At 64.5% G+C, this 293-nt stretch carries 1 protein-coding gene; it reads right to left on the bottom strand.

Annotated features, from left to right (window positions below; translation table 11 throughout):
* Nucleotides 1–293, bottom strand: a 293-nt coding sequence (locus J9889_RS20765; RefSeq protein WP_246878150.1) for an FGGY family carbohydrate kinase, incomplete at both ends; no start/stop codon positions are given.

The following is a 293-nucleotide window of genomic DNA, read 5'->3' as shown; positions in this document are numbered from 1 at the left end:
CGTTGCTGGAGCGAACCGGCTCGGTGCCGGTGTTCATCAGCATGAAGCAGCCGGTACCGTAGGTGTTCTTGGCCATCCCTTTTTCGAAGCAGAGCTGGCCGAACAGGGCGGACTGCTGGTCACCGGCGATACCGGCGATGGGGATGCGGGCGCCGCCGCCACGGGTGGTGTAGCCATAGACCTCGGAGGAGGGTTTGACTTGCGGCAGCATGGAGGCGGGGATGCCCAGCTCGTCCAGCATGCGCTCATCCCACTTCAGGTCGCGGATGTTGTAGAGCATGGTGCGCGAGGCG

Origin of the sequence: Aeromonas sp. PrichA-15 (assembly GCF_017939245.1) — a bacterium.
Classification (GTDB): domain Bacteria; phylum Pseudomonadota; class Gammaproteobacteria; order Enterobacterales; family Aeromonadaceae; genus Aeromonas; species Aeromonas caviae.
Note: the sequence above shows the minus strand (reverse complement) of the source record. Positions and strands in the feature narration are given on the sequence as shown.